The sequence below is a fragment of the Rhizobium glycinendophyticum genome (assembly GCF_006443685.1).
GTDB lineage: Bacteria > Pseudomonadota > Alphaproteobacteria > Rhizobiales > Rhizobiaceae > Allorhizobium > Allorhizobium glycinendophyticum.
Window position 1 is genome coordinate 308,661 of sequence record NZ_VFYP01000002.1, and the last position, 18,958, is coordinate 327,618.

The window sequence follows — 18,958 nt, forward strand, 5'->3', positions numbered from 1 at the left end:
GAAACGACACGGAAATTGACACGATGAAGACCAGACGTATCGGCAAGACGGACCTTCAGGTCACCGAATACAGCTTCGGCACGGCGCCGCTCGGCGGTCTATACCGCGCCTGCCCGCGCGACGCCGCCATGGCGACCCTGCAGGCTGCTTGGGACAACGGCATTCGCTATTTCGACACCGCGCCGCACTACGGCTTCGGCCAAGCCGAACGGTATGTTGGTGACTTCCTGCGCGACAAGCCGGAGGACAGCTATGTTTTGTCCACCAAGGTTGGACGCCTGCTCGCTCCGGTGCCGAAGGATCAGATCCCGAAGGTCGGCTTTGTCGATCCCCTGCCCTTCAAACTGGTCTACGACTACAGCTATGACGGCATCATGCGCTCGGTCGACTTCAGCTATGCCCGTCTCGGCCTGAACCGGATCGATATCCTCTATGTGCACGATATTGGCGTCTATACGCACGGCCGCGAGGTGAATGACCGCTATGTCAAACAGCTGCGTGACGGTGGCTACCGCGCCCTGCAGGAGCTGAAGTCCTCAGGCGCCATCAAGGCCTTCGGCCTCGGCGTCAACGAGGTTCCTGCCTGCCTCGATATGATGGCGGATATCGACATCGACGTTATCCTGATGGCCGGCCGCTATTCGTTGCTCGACCGGTCTGCTGTCGAAGAACTGCTGCCGCTCTGCGAAAAGCGCGGTACCTCCATCACTGCAGGCGGGGTATTCAATTCCGGCATCCTTGCGACCGGCGCAGTGCCCGGTTCGCATTTCGACTACACGCCGGCGACAGATGAGATCTTGGGCAAGGTGCGAGCGATGGAGGCCGTAGCAGCTGAAGCTGGCAAGCCGCTCGCGCAGTTTGCACTCCAGTTCCCACTGCATCATCCGGCGGTCGCCTCAGTGATCATCGGCACGGCACGGCCCGAAAGCCTGAACCGCAATATGGCCCTCACCCACGACGAATTGTCGGCATCGGCCTTCGCATCGTTCGAACCGCATACACTGGTCGCACCGCCGCTCGGCGATGCACCCGTCCGAGAATAGGAGCGACCATGCTGAAGGGTATTCATCCCCTGCTCGGACCTGAACTTCTGCATGCAATCGCCACCATGGGCCATGGCGACGAGATCGTCATTGCCGACGGAAACTTTCCGGCCAGCACGATCGGGCCGCCGGTCGTTCGTGCCGATGGAGTGGGTGCCGTCCAAATCCTCGAGGCTATCCTCGCCCACATGCCGCTCGACCAGTTCACCGACAAGGCAGCCTGGCACATGCAAGTCGTCGGCGACCCCGCCGCTAAACCGGAAATTTGCCAGGAGTTCCAGGCAACGATCACACGGCTTGCGGGTGGGTTCGAACTGGCCTCGCTGGAGCGCTTCGCCTTCTACGAGCGCGCGGCAGAAGCGGCCTATATAGTCGCGACGACGGAGCTTCGCATTTATGGAAACGTCATTCTGAAGAAAGGTGTCGTGTATCCGGAGGAGGCCCATCGGGTCTGAGGAGGCCCGGCGGAAAACTCCCAGAAACAAAAGGGCAAAGCTGGATGGGAGTCCATTTTTGCTCACTTGCATTCTCCAGATTGCTGGAGTAGCTTGCCTCGATAAAATGTTTTTTATCGATAAAGATCATCCCGGTTGCGTTCTGCGGGTTGGTTTCACCGGAGGAACAGGACGCGTTGAGAGGAGAACCCACATGACCATTCTGAAGAGCATGACCCGCCGCGCCCTCATGGGCATCGCCGGTGCCGCAATGATGACCTCGATGATGCCGGCTGCCGGCTTCGCTCAGGACGTCACCATCCCGATCATCGTTAAGGATACCACGTCCTTCTATTGGCAGATCGTGCTCGCCGGCGCTCGCGCCGCTGGCAAGGATCTCGGTGTCAGCGTTCCAGAACTCGGCGCTCAGTCGGAATCCGACATCAATGGCCAGATCAGCATTCTCGAAAATGCCGTCGCTGGTAAGCCGGCTGCCGTCGTCATCTCGCCGACCGAATTCAAGGCACTCGGCAAGCCGATCGACGAAGCTGCAAAGTCCGTTCCGATCATCGGCATCGACTCTAGCGCCGATTCCAAGGCTTTCACCTCCTTCTTGACCACCGACAACGTCCAGGGCGGCCGCATTGCCGCTGACGGTCTTGCCGCGGCCATCAAGGAAGCGACCGGCAAGGAAGAGGGCGAAATCGCCATCATCACCAGCCTGCCGGGCGTCGGCTCTCTCGATCAGCGCCATGAAGGCTTTATGGAACAGATCAAGGCCAAGTATCCGGGCCTGAAGGTCGTCGCCGACAAATATGCTGACGGCCAGGCCACCACCGGCCTCAACATGATGACCGACCTGATCACCGCCAACCCGAACCTCGTCGGTGTCTTTGCGTCCAACCTGATCATGGCGCAGGGCGTGGGCCAGGCGATCGCCGAAAACAAGCTCGGCGACAAGATCAAAGTCATCGGCTTCGACTCGGACGAAAAGACCGTCGGCTTCCTGAAAGAAGGCGTGCTGGCCGGCCTGGTTGTCCAGGACCCCTACCGCATGGGCTATGATGGCGTGAAGACAGCACTTGCCGTCTCCAAGGGCGAGAAGGTGGAAACCTTCGTCGACACGGGCGCAAACCTCGTGACCAAGGCCAACATGGCTGAACCCAAGATCGATGCCCTTCTGAACCCGAAGGTCAACTGATCTGATGATGTCGCGCGCGGCCGAGGGCGGCGCGTGGCAGACCAGGGAACGGCACCCGGGTCAGCTTGGCTGATCCGGGATGTCCGCTGTCGCGGGAGGATGAACATGACTGGACTACATGAACTGAGCCACCGGCATGATGGCGAAACGCAATACCTGGAGACGGATCGCATCCCGCCGGGAACACCAATTCTCGAACTGATCGGCCTTCAGAAGAAATACGGGGCCGTGGAAGCGCTGAAGCCCGCGACCATTTCCTTTCTGGCAGGCGAAATCCACGCCATCGTCGGCGAAAACGGCGCCGGCAAGTCCACTCTCATCAAGCTGCTGACCGGTGTGATTCCGCGCACATCCGGCGAAATCCGCTGGTGCGGAAAGAATGTAGCCTTGGCAACGCCCAATGAGGCCATCAGCCGCGGAATCAATGCCGTCCACCAGGAAGTCGTGCTTTGCCCGCATCTCTCGGTGGCAGCCAACATGTTTCTCGGCGACGAAATGTCGTCCGGCGGCATCATGCGCAAGGCCGCCATGACCACGGCCGCGCAGAATGTTCTCGACGATCTCGGCTTCAACTTGCCTGCCGGTGAAACACTGGCCAATCTCACCATCGGCCAGCAACAGCTGGTCGCCACCGCCCGCGCCGCCATGCGCGGTATCCGTTTCCTTATTTTCGATGAACCGACGGCCTATCTGACGCGCCAGGAATCGGCTCAACTCTTCCGGCTGATCCGCCGGCTGCAGGCGGAAGGCGTGACCATCGTCTATATCAGTCACCGCATGGAAGAAGTCTTCGAACTCGCCGACCGCGTCTCGGTCCTACGCGACGGCACCCATGTCGGCACACGCCTGATCGGCGAGACCAATGACGCCGAGCTGATCTCGCTGATGATCAATCGCTCGATCGAACAGATCTATCACAAGGAAAAGCTGCCGATCGGCGCGACCATCCTGGAGGCCAAGGGACTTTCGGGGCCGGGCTTCAATGATATCTCATTGTCCGTGCGCGCGGGCGAAATCGTCGGCCTCTATGGTCTGATCGGCGCCGGTCGCAGCGAATTCGCGCTTGGTCTTTACGGCCGCCAGAAGGTGACGGGCGGCGAGGTTTTCTGGGACGGCAACAAGGTCTTGATCGACAACGAGCGTAAGGCGATGGATCTCGGCATTGCGCTGGCGCCGGAAAGTCGCCGCGACCAGGGCCTATGTCTAAACCTACCCATCGGCCTCAACATCAACCTGCCGATCTTTGATCGCCTCAGCCGTGGTCTCACGATCAGCCGCAGTCGCGAACGGGCCAATGCCGACAAGCAGATCAACGACTTGAAGATCAAGACACCGACCCGCGCTGTACTCGCCTCGGCGATGTCGGGCGGCAATCAGCAGAAGATTGTCATCGGCAAATGGCTGAGCCATGGTGCCAGACTGTTCATTTTCGACGAACCGACGGTCGGCGTCGACGTCGGCACCAAGGCCGAAATTTACCGGCTTTTCGCAGAACTCCTGAAGCAGGGCGCGGGCATCATCCTGATCTCCTCCTATCTTCCGGAGGTCTATGAACTCTCCGACCGGCTGCATGTCTTCCGCCAGGGGAGATTGGTCGCGAGCCACGACTATCGCGGTGCCTCACATGAAGACGTGCTGACGGAAGCCATCGGCGTGTGAGCCGAACATCGACACACGGACCATACGAAAAAAGACGACAGGGAGAACGACCATGAGCCTGGACACCACCGAGACGAAAGTTGCGCCGAAGCGAGGTATGAGCATCCTGTTCAGCCTGACGCTTCTCGGCCTCTTGCTCTTCCTCTGGCTCATCCTCGGTTTTGCCACCAACAGCTTCTGGACGCCCAACAACATCAGCAACCTGCTGCGTCAGGGCGCGATGACGGCAATTCTCGCCGTCGGCCAGACCTTTGTCATCATCACCTCCGGCATCGACCTCTCCGTGGGCGCCGTCGTCGGGTTCGCCAGCGTCATCGTCGCTTGGTTCCTCGCGGCGGGCCTTCCAGTTTGGCTGGCGATCATCCTCACCCTTCTCATGGGTGTCGCGATCGGCATGTTCCACGCATTCGGCATTGTTCGGATGGGCCTGCCACCCTTCATCATCACTCTGGCCACGCTGACGTCGTTGCGCGGCATCGGCCTCCTTATCACCAATGGTTCGACCATTTCGATCACCGACGAGGCCTTCACCAACTTCGCCCGTGCGGATTTCCTCGGCATTCCCAGCCTCTTCTGGATGGTCATAGTGGTGGCGATCCCGGCCTATGTCTTCCTGCACTTGAGCCGCTGGGGCCGTTATCTCTTCGCCGTCGGCTCTAACAGTGAAGCCGCGCGCCTGTCCGGCGTCAACGTCAACCGCACGATCTACTTGGCCTATATCCTATCTTCGACCTGTGCGGCCTTCGTCGGCATCCTGCTTGCCTCGCGCATCGGCATCGGCAATGCCACCCAGGCTGAAGGCTGGGAACTACAGGCAATCGCCTCCTCGGTTATCGGTGGCACCAGCCTGTTCGGCGCGGTCGGTTCTGTCCAGGGACCGCTCCTCGGCGCCTTCATTCTCGCCACCATCAACAACGGCGCGAACCTCTTGAACGTCAACTCTTTCTGGCAGCGCATCATCACCGGCGCCCTGATCATCCTGATCGTCTATTTCGACCAGCTTCGCCGCCGCGGCAGCCGATGATCTCAAGGCGGGAGGGACAGAAGACTTCCTCCCGCTTTCCATGCCAGAACAGTGCCTGTTTTCCGAAAGGACAATGTGATGAAAGCCGCGCTCTGCGTTCAACCCGGTCAGCTTGATATCGTCGAGCGCGTCAAGCCCGCAAAGCCGGGGCCGGGTGAGGCGCGACTAAAGGTCAGCCATGTCGGCATCTGTGGCACCGACTACCACATCTTCGAGGGAAAACACCCCTTCCTCGAATATCCCCGTGTCATGGGTCACGAGATATCGGCCGTCGTCGCCGAAGCCGGCGAGGGCGTCAATCTTGCACCCGGCACGCCTGTCATCGTCAACCCCTACATCGCCTGCGGAACCTGCATCGCGTGCCGCAAGGACAAGCCAAATTGCTGCACGGCCATCCGTGTTCTCGGCGTCCATGCCGACGGCGCCATGTGCGAGGAGATCCTCGTTCCTGCCACAAACCTCTATCCGGCGGGCGACCTGTCTCTGGAAGCAGCTGCGACCGTGGAATTCCTCGCTATCGGTGCCCATGCCGTGCGCCGGTCGATGACACCGGCCGGCTCGCGCTCCCTCGTGATCGGTGCTGGCCCCATTGGCCTCGGAACTGCAATCTTCGCCCGCATTGCCGGCCATGAAGTGACATTGCTGGACACCAGCCCGGAGCGCCTCACCATGGCTTCCGAACGGTTGGGCTTCTCTTCAGGCATCCTCGCTGGCAACGGCGTTGACGCAAAAGTTGCTGAACTGACCGGTGGCGAAGGCTTCGACACCGTCTTCGACGCAACGGGTTACCGCGCCTCGATGGAAAAAGCTTTCCATTTCGTTGCCCATGGCGGAAACCTGGTGCTGGTGAGCGTCGTCAAGGAAGACATCACCTTCTCCGACCCGGAATTCCACAAGCGCGAAATGATGCTGATCGGCAGTCGCAATGCGACGAGGGTCGATTTCGACCATGTCCGGCAATCGATCGCCAATGGGGCCGTGCCGGTGGAGCAGTTGATCACGCACCGAACCACGCTGGATGACGTGTCCAGGGACCTGCCGCGTTGGGCGAGCGAAAAGACCGGCCTGATCAAGGCTGTGATCAAGATCGGCGGATGACCGGCAGACTGCCGATCCCCTCCGCCGATCTGCAAAGGTTCAGGCCTGCAGGAAACGGGTGATCGTGTCGATCTCACCCTGCGAGATTTCATGTCCACCGGTATGCAGGAAAGTCTCAACCGCCGCTCCCTGCCCGTTGAAATAACCGGCCAGCGCTTCCGTCAGCGGCAACGGGCAGATCGGGTCCCGTTGGCCGGCCGTGATCAGCACGTTTGCGCCTTTCAAGCCCGGCTGCGGCGCGGGCTGGAATGGGATGAGCGGATGCATGAGAGCGACGCGGTCGAAGAGATCAGGGGCTTCGAACAGCACCGATGCGAGAATATTGGCGCCATTGGAATAGCCGAGCCCATAAACCGGCCGGTCGGGATGCTGCGCCTTGTGCGCCCGGATGAACGCGATCATCTGCCGGGTGCGGAGCGCCAGATCCGCCATGTCATAGACGCCCTCGCCGGTGCGGCGGAAGAAGCGGTTGGCGCCATATTCGGAAACGTCGCCACGGGGCGATACGACACCGGCATCCGGCAGAATGCGCTCGATCAGCCCCGGAAACTGATGCTCGTCCCCACCGGTGCCATGGAAGGTGAAGACCAGCGGGGCCGAACCTTTAGGGGCCTCGTAGTGATGGACGTAGCTTGTAGTCGTCATGATATCCTCCGTCGCCAACGCGACGCCGGCGCTAGGCCGGCGCCTGCCTTGCGCCTGGTCTCTCGGTTCAATCCTGGATCGGGGGCAAATGGGCCTCGATCTGCGAGCGATACTGCTGGTAGCGGGTCGGTAATTTCAGCGCCTCCCCGAGATGCGCGGTGTCCTCGTCGCGATTGAAACCGGGCTCGTTCGTGGCGATTTCGAACAGCACACCGCCGGGCGTGCGGAAATAGATCGCCCAGAAGTAATCGCGGTCGATGACCGGGGTCACCTGGTAACCGGTGTCGAGAAGCGCCTTGCGGACTTCGAGCTGGGCGGCACGGTCTTCAACGGCAAAGGCGACGTGGTGCACGGATCCGGCCCCCTGCGCGGCACGGCTGGCACCCGGCAGCACTTCGAGATCGATATAGTCGGCACCATTGCCGCCTGGCACGGCGTAGCGGACGAATTCACCCTGCTTCTCCACGGCCTGATAGCCCATGAACTTCAGAAGTTCGCCGGTGGCGCCTTCGTCCCGTAGACGCATGGTTACGCCACGAAACCCATGAATGCCTTCCGAAACACCGACAGGTCCATCGGCGAACGGCAGACGATCGTCGCCATCGACTTCAGCCAGTGAAAAACCATCTCCATCCGGGCCGGCGAATCGCAGCCGGCTTTCACCGAATAGCGAATAGGGAGCAAGTTCCTTGACGCCTTCCTGAGCAAGCCGTTCCTGCCAGAAGCCGAGCGTGCCTTTTGGCACCGAGAAGACCGTATCCGCGACCTCGCCAGCACCACGTGCACCCTTGCCCATATTCTGGAAGGGAAAATAGGTCATGACCGAACCGGCATTGCCGACTTCGTCGCCGTAGTAGAGATGATAGACGTCAGGCGCGTCAAAATTGACTGTCTTCTTCACCCGGCGCAGGCCGAGGGTCTTGGTGAAGAAGCGATTGTTCTCCTGCGCATCGGCAGCCATCGAGGTGACATGGTGCAGGCCTTTGATCTGGGTAAGCATGGCTCTGATCCTTTCCCGGCACGACTGCCGGCGGTGTTGATGGAGCCAATATGCGGTCTGGATTATCGGTTTAGAATAGCGATAATATTGCAGATATTATTCCGTCGGGAGCAATAATTATGGGCGAACTGGAATCGATCCGTACCTTCCTTGCCGTCGCCAATCAGAGCAGCTTCATTGGGGCCGCTCGTCTGCTTGCCAGCACGCCGGCTTCCGTCACGCGCACGGTTTCTGCACTCGAAGAAAGGCTGGGTGTGCAACTCCTGCTGCGAACCACCCGAAAGGTGTCGCTGACCTCCGCCGGTGCCGCCTATGCGGCCCGCGTTGCCCCGCTTGTCGAGGGGCTGGCCCGGGCCACCGAAGAGACGAGAGACTTGCAGAAAGTAACGGCTGGATCGCTGCGGGTATCGGCGCCCATGTCGCTTGGCATGAAGGTCCTGCCGAGTGTGCTCAGCCAGTTTTCACTCATCCATCCGAAGACAAGCGTCGCGATCGATCTATCCGACCGCTTCGTTGATATCGTTAAGGAGGATTACGATCTGGCGATCCGCATCTCCGGCCCGCCCACCGACAAATCGACGATCTGGCGAAAGATCAGACCTGTCCCCCGCCTGCTGGTCGCCTCCCCCAGTTTTCTCAGCCTGCATGGCGCTCCGCAACAGCCCGAAGACCTGGTAAACCTGGAATGCCTCAGCTACCACGACCATTCTAAGACGGAAATATGGGAACTCACGCGCAACGGCTATACCCGCATCGTTGAGGCTCGGGGCCGCTTTTCAGTCAACAACGGTGACTTCCTCGGCGAGCTCGCCCTAGCCGGTGAAGGCGTTGCGCTTTTACCTCGCTTTATCGTCGAAGACCACTTGAGGTCGGGCCGGCTGGTCGAGGTCCTTCCGGACTGGAGCGCGCCGGACATCTGGCTTACACTGTATTACCCGCCCTACGAGCACCTTCCGCTCAGGGTGGCCACGTTTTCAGATTTCTTCGAAGCCTATGTAAAGGAACGCTGGGGAGAAACAGTAGACGCCTAGCTCAGCGCGGGCGCTCGAAAAACTCGCCGATCTCACGCGCGATACGGTCCGTCGCGATGGGTGCGTCGACCTTTTTGACACGCTCAAACAGGCTCTGAGGGATAGCAGCCTTGCGCGCCTCGGCCAGTCCTTCAAAAAAGCTCGGCGTGAATTCCGGATGCGGTTGATAGGACAGCCCCCAATCGCCGTAGCGGATCACGGCATTCTCGCAGGCCTCGGTCTTGCCGACAACCTCGGCGCCGTCCGGCACCGTCAGGACCTGGTCCTGGTGCCAGGCAAGCAGAACCTGCTCCTCACCGGTGTCTGACCGTCTATAGGTGACCGGTCCCGCAGACCACCCGCCCTTGAATTTCTCGACATGGCCACCGAGAGCCTTGGCCATCACCTGGTGTCCAAAACAGATCCCGACCATAGGCACCTTCGCGGCATGCACATCACGAATGAACTGTTCGAGCCGACGGATCCAGTCATGCTCTTCGTAGACGCCGAACTTCGAACCCGTCAGCAACCATCCGTCAGCATCCTCGGGGGAGGAAGGAAATTCCCCGTCGACGACGAAGTAACGCTTGAACTGGAAGTCGAATCCGCCGAGCAGGCGCGTGAACATGTCGGCATAATTGCCGTACGTCTCCTCAAGTTCAGCCGGGGAATGGCCGGTAACGAGAATGCCGATGGTCTTCTTTGTCATGTTCAGTCCCTGGAGCCGCTCAAGGCACATCCTTCGCGCCGCGCAAATCAACGGCAATGACTATACCAAATGCCACTTTGATCAAATTTCAAGGGAAGCAATGATTGCAAGGTAAAATATGCTTGTATCACCGCTTGGCCAGCCCTTTATAGAGATCTCAATCAGACAGTGGTTTGGTCAAAAATGGCAGTGGGCGAACGCAAGACGGAGGAATCAGTCAAGCAAAGGGTCTATCGGACCTTGCGCGCACGGGTAATGTGTGGCGCTGTCGCTCCAGGGCTTGCGATCACCATTCAGGGCGTAGCGGCCGACCTTAGTGTGAGCACCATGCCCGTGCGCGAAGCCCTACATCGGCTGGTAGCCGAGGGCGCTCTTGAGCATATGGACAATCGGCGCGTGCGAGTACCGCGCATGACCCCGGCCAAATTCGAAGAGATCATCGCCGCGCGTCTGGCACTTGAGCCTCTGGCTGCCGAGCGCGCCTTGCCACACATCGACGAAGCGCGCCTTTATCGCCTTCAGAAGATCGACGCCGATATCGGTGAGGCCTATGCGGCCGACGACCTCTTGCGTTCCACCGAGCTCAATTTCGCCTTTCACCGCACGATGTACGAGCCAAAGGCCGCCACGGTCCTGCTGGACCTGATGGAATCCGTCTGGCTGCGCCTTGGTCCTTTCATGCGTCTGGCGACGGCCAATCTGGAAGAAAGTTATAGGATCGACCGCCATGCCGAAGCCATGGACGCGATCCGATCCGGCGATACCATCGGTTTGAAGACCGCCATCACCGCCGACATTCAGGATGGCATCGGCCACCTCGGCCGCCTCTTCCTGAGCGACGGCGGGGTGCCATCGAAGGCCTAGAGCCGAATAAGAGGTCGACGCCAAGACAAGCGCTGCGCGCTGGCAATCAATCGGGACAGGGGCGCTTTGGCTTGGTCTTGCCCTGATATGGCTCCACCAGCCCCTCTTCCAGAAGCAGGACAGCCGGTCGCCGTCCGTCTTCGAGGCTGAGATCGGCCACCACCCGGCCGAAATACTTGTCACCCGAGATATCCGTCAGACTGACCCGGCGCTGGCCCGCCATCATCGCCCTCAACTGCTCCTGGGCCTGACGGGCGTTTTCTCTAAATGCTGCACATTTGGACTTGAGCTCCGGTGCATCAATACCACGCAGACGCACATAGGTGCTGATCCTCTGATCCGGCCAAGGCATCGCTTCGACCAGAACCGTATCTCCGTCGATGACGCGCACGACCTCGGCATTGACGGGTCCATGCACCAAGCGCGAAGCCGCCTCGGAGCCCGTCGCCGAACCGAACAACAGGAAATAAATCGCAATGTTCGAGATCTTGTTCATAGAAAGGAACATATTCCCGAAAATTATGAAGCACAATAGGTATTTTTTCTTATCAGAAGTCGATTGCCCGACCTTTGATTTCCCAGTCGCCAAACCGTGCTGGATCCGCACCGCCGCGCCCGCCGACCTCAGGAACTGGCTGCAACGGCGTTTCCCTCTTGCGGCGCTCTTCCGCTTCGGCGAGTGCCCGCTGCGCGGCCGGGCTCAGTTCGCGCGGCCTTTCGTCAACCGGTGTTCTGTCTTGCTCGTCTTGCATGGTAAGCCACCTCGGATGCGCAATTTCGGCCCCGACATTGAAATTGGGGCATCCGCTTTTTAAATCAACAGACGAAAACAGCAACGTGTAGCGTTGCCGCATCACGCCGGAGGACCCGACATGAACACCATGCGCACCGCCATCCTGCTCGCTTTCATGACAGCACTCTTTATGGGCGTCGGTTTTCTTATCGGCGGTCGAGGCGGCATGATGATCGCCTTCGTCGTCGCAGCCGGGATGAATTTCTTTTCCTATTGGAATTCCGACAGCATGGTCCTGCGCGCCTACGGGGCCCAGGAGGTCGATGAACGCACCGCACCGGAGTTCTACCTTTTGGTCCGTGATCTGGTGGCGAAGGCGGGACTGCCAATGCCGAAGGTCTATGTCTTTGACAGCCCTCAACCCAACGCCTTTGCTACCGGCCGCAATCCTCAGAATGCCGCTGTAGCTGCGTCTACCGGCCTCCTGCAGCGTCTGACACCCGAGGAAGTCGCAGGCGTCATGGCCCACGAGTTGGCCCATATCGAAAACCGCGACACGCTGACCATGACCATCACGGCAACCCTCGCCGGTGCCATCTCCATGCTTTCCAATTTCGCATTTCTATTTTCCGGCGGCCGGGACAATCGCAATCCGCTGGGCTTTATCGGCGTTATCCTCGCCATGATTGTCGCGCCGCTTGCAGCCATGGTGGTTCAAATGGCGATCAGTCGAACACGCGAATATGCCGCAGATCGGCGCGGCGCAGAAATATGCGGCCAACCCCGCTGGCTCGCCTCTGCCTTGCAGAAGATAGCGGGCGATGCGTCGCACATCGAAAACATCGAGGCCGAACGCAATCCGGCCACGGCCCACATGTTCATCATCAACCCCTTGAACGGCCAGCGGATGGACAACCTCTTCTCAACTCATCCCGACACCCGCAACCGCATCGAGGCATTGCTCGCCATGACGGATATTAGCCCGGGGGGATCGACGCCGCCCGAGCCCGCTGTTAAGGCAACGCGCAAGGCGCGTTCCGTTCCCACCACCGGCTGGGGTCGCGGGCCGAGCGCTTCATCCAAAGGACCGTGGTCTTGAACGACAAAAACGCAGGCATGCCAAATCCGAAGCGCAACGGACCGCGAAACGGCGGCGAACGCCAGCGTCCCCAATTGGAGGCAAAGCCGGGTCTCGACGCGCGTATGGCTGCAAGTCGAATCCTTGGTGCCGTGATTGATCGCAAGACGTCTTTGGACGGAATGCTCGATGCCGAACATGGAAACCCGGCCTTCACGGCCCTCAACGATGCCGATCGGGCACTCGTGCGCGCAATCCTGCAGACGGCCCTGCGTCACCTGCCGCGGTTGGAACTGATCCTCAAGGCACTTCTCGACACCCCGCTCCCGGAAGGTGCACGGGCCTTGCATCACCTGTTGATCGTCGCCGCGACCCAGATGATCTATCTCGATATCCCCGATCACTCGGCAGTCGATCTTGCCGTGGAGCAGGCCAACCGAGACCCGCGAAGCCGCCGCTTCGCCAAGCTGGTCAACGCAATTCTCCGCCGTATCGGTCGCGAGAAGCAGGAACTGCTCGATTATGTCTCCGACGTACCCTGCATGCCAGACTGGTTCCTCGACCGCCTGACGGAGATCTACGGCGAAGACCATGCGCTGGCGATCGCCGCCGCCCAGCTGGAGCCTGTGACAATTGATCTGACGGTCAAGGCGGACCCTGAACAGTGGGCGCAGAAGCTCAGTGGACGCGTTCTCCCGACCGGAACCGTCAGGTTGGACCCCTTCAAGGGCACGATCACCGCTTTGGAGGGCTTCGATGCGGGCGAATGGTGGGTGCAGGACGCTGCCGCGTCGATCCCGGCGCAGCTATTTAGCGACCTGGATGGCAAACGGGTGGCCGATCTCTGCGCAGCCCCAGGCGGCAAGACGGCCCAGCTCGTGCTGGCTGGCGCCCATGTGACGGCGATCGAGCAGTCGCAATCGAGACTTCGCCGTCTCTCGGCCAATCTCGATCGCTTGCAGTTCCAGGCTGAAACGCGTTGCGTCAACTTACTTGAGCTCGAAGACGAGCAGGGCTTCGATGCAATCCTCCTGGACGCACCGTGCTCCTCCACCGGAACCACACGTCGCCACCCCGACGTCCTCTGGACGAAGGACAGCGCGGATATTGCCAAGCTTGCGGCGCTGCAGGAACGGCTTCTGCGCCATGCGATCACATTGCTGAAGCCTGGTGGCCGGATCGTGTTTTCGAACTGCTCGATCGACCCTATCGAGGGTGAGCTTTTGGTCGACAAGGTGACGGCAGACCATCCCGAACTGCAGATCGTACCGGTAGATCCCGCCAACTGGCACGGGCTCGAAGAGGCCATCACATCACGAGGCGAATTCCGGACGACCCCGGCCATGTTGGCAAGCGAGGGCGGACTTGACGGCTTCTACGCCTGCGTGATTGCTAAAACTTAACGAATCTCTGAATAAACTTTGCGGAATAGACATCCGGGCGTTCCGAGAGCGCCCGGCACGTGCTTTATGACTTTGTCGTCGAGATGACATCAATGGCGCCCGAGGCGCCGCGGCGCCTTTATCAGTCCTGGCGTCCGGACCGGTCTGGTCCGCGGAGAGCCCGATCAGGAAGATTGCGGTAACAGGAACAGGAATGCGGATAACCGACCGTCGGAAATTGATTGGCCTGTATCTCGACGAGACATGGCGTCGGACGCGGCAGGCAGTTGCCCTTACCGTTCCACCACTCCTGGGGATCGGAAGCTTCAAGGTCACCCGGGTGGTCGTCGCTCCGACTGACCTGCGCGCAGTTGACCCCTTTGTCGCGGAGGAAATCCTGCAGGGTCGTTACCCTCTGGCCGGCCGAGTGCTGGATGCCGGTGGGGACTCGCCTTTCTCTCTTGAACTTCCAACCCACCAGTTCGCGGTGCGACTGCATGGATTCGGCTGGCTCCGTCACATCAGGGCAGACAAGACACCCGAGGCTTGCGACAATGCCCGGTGGATTGTCGACCAATGGATTGGCCTCCATGGCGTTCGCGCGACGGGCATCGCCTGGGATCCCGAGGTCGTCTCCCGCCGCATCATCAGCTGGCTCTCCCACTCTCCGGTCGTCCTTCAGGAAGCAGAAGTCGGCTTCTACCGGCGCTTTATCGGCTCGCTGAACAGCCAGCTTCGGTACCTGCAGCGCCGGGTCGACCATCTGCCCGAGGGTTTGCCGCGCCTAAAGGCACGGATTGCACTTGCCATGGCTTCGATTTCGACTGAGGCGCGACCGTCGGTGGTTCGCCGCTCCGGCCGCCAACTCGACCGTGAACTGGAGCGCCAGATCCTGCCGGACGGCACCCATATATCTCGAAACCCCCAGGCCTGCGTCGATCTTCTTTTCGACCTGCTACCGCTGCGCCAGACCTACATCAATCTCGGCCACGATCTGCCACAGAGGCTGATTTCCGTAGTCGATCGGATCTATCCTGCCGTCCGCTTCTTCCGCCATTCCGGTGGAGATCTGGCGCTGTTTAACGGAGCGAGCTCGACGCTGGCAACCGATCTCATGAGCGTCCTGCGCTATGACGAGACGGCGGGTCAGCCTTTCAAAGCACTTCCGCACGGGGGTTACCACCGACTTTCGGGCGGAGATACCGTGCTTCTTGTCGACGCAGGCAAGCCGCACTCGATGCGCCTGTCCGCTAGCGCGCATGCCGGCTGCCTGTCTTTCGAACTCTCTTCCGGCCGCAACCGCTTCATCATCAACAGTGGCCTGCCGCGCTTCGCAGGTGAGAAACTGCGGCAGCTGGCCCGGACCACCGCCGCCCACAGCACCGTCTCGGTGGGCGACGTGTCCTCGGCGCGAGTCATGCAATCGGATTATCTCGGCCCGGTCTTCACCGTCGGCCCCTTGGCCGTGGACGTGGAGCGCCAGTCGGGGCCGGACGGAAGCGACCGGCTTTCAGCTCGCCATGACGGCTACCTGAAGCGCTTCGGGATCCTGCACGAGCGGGAAATCCGGATGAACCAGGCGGGAAATAAGATTGCAGGACGGGATCGGCTGCTGCAGCCTGACGGCCAGCCTATCGTAGACCTTCCCTCTGCCGAAGCGATAGCGCGCTTCCATATCCATCCCTCAATCGTGCTCGAGCAACTCGATCCGAAGAAAGTGCGACTTTCGGCACCCGACGGCGAAAGTTGGAACTTCTCTATTCCACTGGGCGAACTGACGCTCGAGGAAGACGTGTTCTTTGCCGACGTCTCGGGCATCCGACCGTCTCGTCAGATTGAAATCCGCTTTGCAGGCCCCGAGATCCGTTGGTTTCTCACCCACCACGCCTGACAGAGGGCTGGTTAAGGTTTCCTCTCGCAACAAGCTGTGCTAGGGCGCCCGCATCGCGCCCACGTCACCTTCGGGCGCCCCGCAAGCTCGGAGATACACCATGGCCGTCGTTTCAAAGAAGATCCCTGCACCAGACCTCGTGCGTGTCCGCACGGCTCTGCTCTCCGTCTCCGACAAGACTGGTATCGTTGAATTCGCTCGCGGTCTGCATGAGCGAGGTGTGCGCCTTCTGTCGACCGGCGGCACCCACAAGGCACTCGCAGCCGAAGGTCTCCCGGTCATCGACGTCTCTGAAATTACCGGCTTCCCCGAGATCATGGACGGCCGGGTAAAGACCCTCCACCCGAAGGTCCATGGCGGCCTGCTGTCGATCCGGGATGACGTCGAGCATGTCGAGGCCATGAAAGCGCACGGCATTGAGGCCATCGATCTCGCCGTGATCAACCTCTATCCCTTCGAGCAGGTGCGCAAGGCTGGCGGCGACTACCCCACGACGGTGGAAAACATTGACATCGGCGGTCCCGCCATGATCCGCGCATCTGCCAAGAACCACGCCTATGTCACCGTCGTGACCGATGCTGCAGATTATCCGGCCGTGATCGCCGCTCTCTCGGACAATGACGGCCAGACCACCTATGCCCTGCGCCAGAAGCTTGCCGCCAAGGCCTATGCCCGTACGGCAGCCTATGATGCCGCGATTTCCAACTGGTTTGCCGAGGCCCTGGAGATCGAGATGCCGGCTTATCGCGTCGTCGGCGGCGCGCTTAAGGAGGCGATGCGCTACGGCGAAAACCCGCATCAGGCCGCTGGCTTCTATGTAACCGGCGACAATCGGCCGGGGGTGGCGACCGCCACCCTCTTGCAGGGCAAGCAACTGTCCTACAACAACATCAACGACACGGACGCCGCATTCGAACTGGTTGCCGAATTCCCGGCAGAAAATGGCCCCGCCTGCGCGATCATCAAGCATGCCAACCCCTGCGGCGTGGCGACCGGTTCGAGCCTGGTCGAGGCTTACAAGCGGGCCCTCGCCTGTGATTCCGTCTCGGCCTTCGGCGGCATCATCGCTCTGAACCAGATTCTGGATGGAGCGACCGCCACCGAGATCGTCAAGCTCTTCACCGAAGTCATCATCGCCCCAGACGTGACCGACGAGGCCAAGGCGATCATCGCCGCCAAGCCCAATCTGCGCCTGCTGACCACAGGGGCATTGCCGGATCCGCGTGCCCGCGGCCTGATGGCCAAGACCGTTTCCGGTGGTCTGCTGGTTCAGACCCGTGACAACGTCATGGTCGAGGATCTCGATCTGAAGGTCGTCACCAAGCGAGCGCCGACGACGGTCGAACTCGAAGATATGAAGTTCGCCTTCAAGATCGCCAAGCATGTGAAGTCGAACGCGGTGATCTATGCCAAGGACGGACAGACGGCCGGCATTGGCGCCGGCCAGATGAGCCGAGTCGATTCCGCCCGGATCGCAGCTCTGAAGGCCGAAGATGCCGCCAAGGCACTGGGCCTTGCCGCACCCTTGACCAAGGGCTCAGCGGTGGCGTCGGAGGCTTTCTATCCCTTCGCCGACGGTCTGCTCGCAGCGATCGCTGCCGGTGCGACCGCAGTCATCCAGCCGGGCGGTTCGATGCGCGACGAGGAAGTCATTGCGGCGGCCGACGAACATGGCGTCGCCATGGTCTTCACCGGCGTTCGCCATTTCCGTCACTGAGCCGTTCAGCGCTAGAGTTTAAAGATACAAAGGGCTGAAAGACCACTCTTCCGGCCCTTTGTCTTTGTCTGCATTCCACTCAACTTTCGGCGGTGTTCGTCGCCGGATAAGGTGTCTTCCACAGGAAGGCCAGGCCGACTGTCAAGAATATCAGCATGCTGGCCATGCCGACCCGCGCAGAACCCGACCATGCCGTCAGCAGCGAGAAAGACAACGTCGCCATGAAGCTGGTTGCTCGGCCCGAAAGAGCATAGATGCCGAAATAGCGGCCGGCTTCATGCAATTCGACACTACGAGCTAGGTACGACCGCGACGAGGCTTGAACTGGTCCGAAGGAGACACCGATCAACAATCCGTAGAGAATATAGGCCTTCTCTGCCGGCGTGGCGAAAAGACCCTGAGTGGTGCCGACCGGCAGGCTGACCAGGCCGAACAATGTGAAGTCGACGCCGGTGGAGATGATGCCCAGCGTGGCGAGGATGAGCAGGCTGAGGCTGCTGACCACGACCACCTTCGAACCGAACAGACGGTCGATCCGACCGGCAAGCATGCAACCAAAGATCGCAATGACGTTGAGGATGATGCCGTAGATGCCGACTTCCATCGTCGACCAGCCAAACATGGCAGCGGCGAAGACTCCGCCGAGGATGAGCAGTCCATTGACGCCATCCTGATAAATCATACGTCCCACCAGAAATCGCAGCACGGGCGTCCGATGCCGCAGCTCCGAAAGCGTGTGCCCGATTTCCGTGAAACCGGAGCGAATGGCAGTACCAAGCGCCTTGCCCTTGGCGGCATCGGGCGTGAACAGGAACATCGGTAGTATGTAGATGAAGTACCATATGGCAGAAATGGGTCCGGTGATCCGGGCATCCTCGCCAAGAACCGGATCAAGCCCGAACAGCGGCTGCGCACCCAGCAATGTCAGACCGGTAGACGGATTGGCGGCCAGGAACAGAACCACGAAGATCAGCACAATCATGCCGCCAAGATAACCAAGCCCCCAGGCGATGTTGGAGATCCGTCCGACATCCTGCTGGCCGACCAGCCGCGGCATCATGGAATCGTTGAAGACGATCGAGAATTCCGCTGCCACACTGGCAAGGATCATCAGGAGCATCACTAGGGCAACCGACGATCCCGGGGCTGCGGTCCACAGAAGCATGAGGCAGGCGATCTTGATCACCGCGAAGAAGGCGATCCAGGGTTTGCGCGCGCCGGACTGATCCGCGATGGAGCCGAGCACGGGTGCGAGGATCGCGATCGCGATACCGGAGATGGTGGCCGCATTGCTCCATGCAGTCTGCGCGCTGACCGGATCGGCGGTCATCCGGGAGACGAAATACGGACCGAAGATGAAGGTCGTGATGACGGTAAAGAAGGGCTGGGCGGCCCAGTCGAAAAACATCCAGCCCGCCACCCCCTTGTCGATGGGGGCCGGGCTGGGGTTTGTATCTGCACGCGTGTTCA

The 18,958-nt window shown here is 60.5% G+C and carries 18 protein-coding genes; 12 read left to right on the forward strand and 6 right to left on the reverse strand.

Annotated elements, in window-relative coordinates:
- Window positions 1-23: 23 nt before the first annotated feature.
- From FJQ55_RS16070 to FJQ55_RS16095, 6 genes are all read left to right on the forward strand, one after another.
- Window positions 24-1,043: an aldo/keto reductase gene (locus FJQ55_RS16070; protein ID WP_140829712.1), complete on the forward strand. Its 1,020-nt coding sequence runs from the start codon at window positions 24-26 to the stop codon at window positions 1,041-1,043.
- 8 nt (window positions 1,044-1,051) lie between these two features.
- The gene (locus FJQ55_RS16075) at window positions 1,052-1,498 is read left to right on the forward strand and encodes an RbsD/FucU family protein (protein WP_140829715.1); all 447 of its coding nucleotides are present in this window, start codon (window positions 1,052-1,054) and stop codon (window positions 1,496-1,498) included.
- Window positions 1,499-1,691: 193 nt separating this feature from the next.
- Window positions 1,692-2,678 (forward strand): ABC transporter substrate-binding protein, encoded by a 987-nt coding sequence (locus FJQ55_RS16080; protein ID WP_140829717.1) that lies wholly within the window; start codon window positions 1,692-1,694, stop codon window positions 2,676-2,678.
- 105 nt (window positions 2,679-2,783) lie between these two features.
- A complete protein-coding gene (locus FJQ55_RS16085; protein WP_140829718.1) occupies window positions 2,784-4,337 on the forward strand; it encodes a sugar ABC transporter ATP-binding protein in 1,554 nt (517 codons plus the stop codon).
- Window positions 4,338-4,389: 52 nt separating this feature from the next.
- A complete protein-coding gene (locus FJQ55_RS16090) occupies window positions 4,390-5,361 on the forward strand; it encodes an ABC transporter permease (protein WP_140829720.1) in 972 nt (323 codons plus the stop codon).
- Window positions 5,362-5,439: 78 nt separating this feature from the next.
- On the forward strand, window positions 5,440-6,459 hold the full coding sequence (locus FJQ55_RS16095; protein ID WP_140829721.1) for a zinc-binding alcohol dehydrogenase family protein: 1,020 nt from the start codon (window positions 5,440-5,442) through the stop codon (window positions 6,457-6,459).
- Window positions 6,460-6,498: 39 nt separating this feature from the next.
- On the opposite strand, the gene FJQ55_RS16100 is transcribed toward FJQ55_RS16095, so the two are convergent.
- Both FJQ55_RS16100 and FJQ55_RS16105 read right to left on the reverse strand, forming a co-directional pair.
- A complete protein-coding gene (locus FJQ55_RS16100) occupies window positions 6,499-7,104 on the reverse strand; it encodes an alpha/beta hydrolase (protein WP_140829723.1) in 606 nt (201 codons plus the stop codon).
- A gap of 67 nt (window positions 7,105-7,171) precedes the next feature.
- On the reverse strand, window positions 7,172-8,104 hold the full coding sequence (locus FJQ55_RS16105; RefSeq protein ID WP_140829725.1) for a ring-cleaving dioxygenase: 933 nt from the start codon (window positions 8,102-8,104) through the stop codon (window positions 7,172-7,174).
- Window positions 8,105-8,223: 119 nt separating this feature from the next.
- On the opposite strand from FJQ55_RS16105, the gene FJQ55_RS16110 reads away from it, so the two are divergent.
- Window positions 8,224-9,135, forward strand: a complete 912-nt coding sequence (locus FJQ55_RS16110) for a LysR family transcriptional regulator (protein ID WP_140829727.1) — start codon at window positions 8,224-8,226, stop codon at window positions 9,133-9,135.
- A gap of 1 nt (window position 9,136) precedes the next feature.
- On the opposite strand, the gene FJQ55_RS16115 is transcribed toward FJQ55_RS16110, so the two are convergent.
- On the reverse strand, window positions 9,137-9,823 hold the full coding sequence (locus tag FJQ55_RS16115) for a type 1 glutamine amidotransferase (protein WP_140829728.1): 687 nt from the start codon (window positions 9,821-9,823) through the stop codon (window positions 9,137-9,139).
- 183 nt (window positions 9,824-10,006) lie between these two features.
- On the opposite strand from FJQ55_RS16115, the gene FJQ55_RS16120 reads away from it, so the two are divergent.
- A complete protein-coding gene (locus FJQ55_RS16120) occupies window positions 10,007-10,687 on the forward strand; it encodes a GntR family transcriptional regulator (protein WP_140829729.1) in 681 nt (226 codons plus the stop codon).
- 46 nt (window positions 10,688-10,733) lie between these two features.
- Here the strand turns inward: FJQ55_RS16120 and FJQ55_RS16125 are convergent, their stop codons facing one another.
- The gene (locus tag FJQ55_RS16125; RefSeq protein WP_140829731.1) at window positions 10,734-11,183 is read right to left on the reverse strand and encodes a thermonuclease family protein; all 450 of its coding nucleotides are present in this window, start codon (window positions 11,181-11,183) and stop codon (window positions 10,734-10,736) included.
- A gap of 52 nt (window positions 11,184-11,235) precedes the next feature.
- A complete protein-coding gene (locus tag FJQ55_RS16130; protein ID WP_140830054.1) occupies window positions 11,236-11,439 on the reverse strand; it encodes a DUF1674 domain-containing protein in 204 nt (67 codons plus the stop codon).
- Window positions 11,440-11,559: 120 nt separating this feature from the next.
- Between FJQ55_RS16130 and htpX the strand changes: the two genes are divergently transcribed.
- From htpX to purH, 4 genes are all read left to right on the forward strand, one after another.
- Window positions 11,560-12,519: a zinc metalloprotease HtpX gene (gene htpX, locus FJQ55_RS16135; RefSeq protein WP_140829732.1), complete on the forward strand. Its 960-nt coding sequence runs from the start codon at window positions 11,560-11,562 to the stop codon at window positions 12,517-12,519.
- Complete coding sequence (locus FJQ55_RS16140) at window positions 12,510-13,901, forward strand: RsmB/NOP family class I SAM-dependent RNA methyltransferase (protein ID WP_246085161.1); 1,392 nt, start codon at window positions 12,510-12,512, stop codon at window positions 13,899-13,901. The genes htpX and FJQ55_RS16140 overlap by 10 nt, the downstream gene beginning before the upstream one ends.
- Before the next feature lie 193 nt (window positions 13,902-14,094).
- A complete protein-coding gene (locus FJQ55_RS16145; protein ID WP_140829734.1) occupies window positions 14,095-15,771 on the forward strand; it encodes a heparinase II/III family protein in 1,677 nt (558 codons plus the stop codon).
- Between the two features lie 100 nt (window positions 15,772-15,871).
- The gene (purH, locus tag FJQ55_RS16150) at window positions 15,872-17,488 is read left to right on the forward strand and encodes a bifunctional phosphoribosylaminoimidazolecarboxamide formyltransferase/IMP cyclohydrolase (protein WP_140829736.1); all 1,617 of its coding nucleotides are present in this window, start codon (window positions 15,872-15,874) and stop codon (window positions 17,486-17,488) included.
- Window positions 17,489-17,567: 79 nt separating this feature from the next.
- Here the strand turns inward: purH and FJQ55_RS16155 are convergent, their stop codons facing one another.
- Entirely contained in the window at window positions 17,568-18,896 is a 1,329-nt protein-coding gene (locus FJQ55_RS16155) for an MFS transporter (protein WP_140830057.1), read from the reverse strand.
- Window positions 18,897-18,958 lie beyond the last annotated feature (62 nt).

What these genes read in the sequence shown, in the direction of transcription:
- FJQ55_RS16070 (WP_140829712.1), top strand. Translation starts at nt 24, where the DNA reads ATGAAGACCAGACGTATCGGCAAGACGGACCTTCAGGTCACCGAATAC.
- FJQ55_RS16075 (WP_140829715.1), top strand. Translation starts at nt 1,052, where the DNA reads ATGCTGAAGGGTATTCATCCCCTGCTCGGACCTGAACTTCTGCATGCA.
- FJQ55_RS16080 (WP_140829717.1), top strand. Translation starts at nt 1,692, where the DNA reads ATGACCATTCTGAAGAGCATGACCCGCCGCGCCCTCATGGGCATCGCC.
- FJQ55_RS16085 (WP_140829718.1), top strand. Translation starts at nt 2,784, where the DNA reads ATGACTGGACTACATGAACTGAGCCACCGGCATGATGGCGAAACGCAA.
- FJQ55_RS16090 (WP_140829720.1), top strand. Translation starts at nt 4,390, where the DNA reads ATGAGCCTGGACACCACCGAGACGAAAGTTGCGCCGAAGCGAGGTATG.
- FJQ55_RS16095 (WP_140829721.1), top strand. Translation starts at nt 5,440, where the DNA reads ATGAAAGCCGCGCTCTGCGTTCAACCCGGTCAGCTTGATATCGTCGAG.
- FJQ55_RS16100 (WP_140829723.1), bottom strand. Translation starts at nt 7,104, where the DNA reads ATGACGACTACAAGCTACGTCCATCACTACGAGGCCCCTAAAGGTTCG.
- FJQ55_RS16105 (WP_140829725.1), bottom strand. Translation starts at nt 8,104, where the DNA reads ATGCTTACCCAGATCAAAGGCCTGCACCATGTCACCTCGATGGCTGCC.
- FJQ55_RS16110 (WP_140829727.1), top strand. Translation starts at nt 8,224, where the DNA reads ATGGGCGAACTGGAATCGATCCGTACCTTCCTTGCCGTCGCCAATCAG.
- FJQ55_RS16115 (WP_140829728.1), bottom strand. Translation starts at nt 9,823, where the DNA reads ATGACAAAGAAGACCATCGGCATTCTCGTTACCGGCCATTCCCCGGCT.
- FJQ55_RS16120 (WP_140829729.1), top strand. Translation starts at nt 10,007, where the DNA reads ATGGCAGTGGGCGAACGCAAGACGGAGGAATCAGTCAAGCAAAGGGTC.
- FJQ55_RS16125 (WP_140829731.1), bottom strand. Translation starts at nt 11,183, where the DNA reads ATGAACAAGATCTCGAACATTGCGATTTATTTCCTGTTGTTCGGTTCG.
- FJQ55_RS16130 (WP_140830054.1), bottom strand. Translation starts at nt 11,439, where the DNA reads ATGCAAGACGAGCAAGACAGAACACCGGTTGACGAAAGGCCGCGCGAA.
- htpX (WP_140829732.1), top strand. Translation starts at nt 11,560, where the DNA reads ATGAACACCATGCGCACCGCCATCCTGCTCGCTTTCATGACAGCACTC.
- FJQ55_RS16145 (WP_140829734.1), top strand. Translation starts at nt 14,095, where the DNA reads ATGCGGATAACCGACCGTCGGAAATTGATTGGCCTGTATCTCGACGAG.
- purH (WP_140829736.1), top strand. Translation starts at nt 15,872, where the DNA reads ATGGCCGTCGTTTCAAAGAAGATCCCTGCACCAGACCTCGTGCGTGTC.
- FJQ55_RS16155 (WP_140830057.1), bottom strand. Translation starts at nt 18,896, where the DNA reads ATGTTTTTCGACTGGGCCGCCCAGCCCTTCTTTACCGTCATCACGACC.